This window comes from Ruegeria sp. BF8, from assembly GCF_056538625.1.
Window position 1 is genome coordinate 1 of the sequence record NZ_JBQFTL010000012.1, and the last position, 1,136, is coordinate 1,136.

Below are 1,136 nucleotides of genomic sequence, written 5' to 3' on the forward strand. Positions count from 1 at the left end.
GCGCCTTACTCGATGATTTTGGACACGACGCCGGCGCCGACGGTGCGGCCGCCCTCGCGGATGGCGAAGCGCAGACCGTTTTCCATGGCGATCGGGGCGATCAGCTCAACGCCGAACGACACGTTGTCGCCGGGCATGACCATCTCGGTGCCTTCGGCCAGGGTCACGGTGCCGGTCACGTCAGTCGTACGGAAGTAGAACTGCGGACGGTAGTTCGCGAAGAACGGAGTGTGACGGCCGCCTTCTTCCTTGGTCAGGATGTAGGCTTCGGCTTCGAACTTGGTGTGCGGAGTCACCGAGCCCGGCTTACACAGGACCTGGCCACGCTCAACGCCGTCACGGTCAACGCCGCGCAGCAGGGCGCCGATGTTGTCGCCGGCTTCACCGCGGTCCAGCAGCTTGCGGAACATCTCGACACCGGTGCAGGTGGTCTTCTGCGTGTCGCGGATGCCGACGATTTCGATCTCGTCGCCAACGTTGATCACACCACGCTCGACACGACCGGTCACAACGGTACCGCGACCCGAGATCGAGAACACGTCTTCGATCGGCATCAGGAACGGCTGGTCAACAGCGCGCTCGGGGGTGTCGATGTACTCGTCAACGGCCGCCATCAGTTCGCGGATCTTGTTCTCGCCGATTTCCGGGTTGTTGCCTTCCATCGCGGCCAGAGCCGAACCTGCGATGATCGGAATGTCGTCGCCGGGGTAGTCGTAGCTGGACAGCAGTTCGCGAACTTCCATCTCAACCAGTTCCAGCAGCTCTTCGTCGTCAACCTGGTCAACCTTGTTCAGGAACACGACCATCTTCGGGATGCCAACCTGGCGGCCCAGCAGGATGTGCTCGCGGGTCTGCGGCATTGGGCCGTCAGCGGCGTTCACAACCAGGATCGCGCCGTCCATCTGCGCCGCACCGGTGATCATGTTCTTCACATAGTCAGCGTGGCCGGGGCAGTCGACATGCGCATAGTGGCGGTTGTCGGTCTCGTATTCCACGTGGGCGGTCGAGATGGTGATGCCGCGCGCTTTCTCTTCCGGCGCACCGTCAATCTGGTCATACGCCTTGAAGTCGCCGAAATACTTGGTGATTGCTGCGGTCAGCGTCGTCTTGCCGTGGTCAACGTGGCCAATCGTGCC

At 62.1% G+C, this 1,136-nt stretch carries 1 protein-coding gene; it reads right to left on the reverse strand.

The window, feature by feature from the left end:
• Window positions 1-5: 5 nt before the first annotated feature.
• Window positions 6-1,136: elongation factor Tu (gene tuf / locus ACR0LD_RS19000; protein ID WP_480638479.1), on the reverse strand; the 1,131-nt coding region annotated here is incomplete at its 5' end.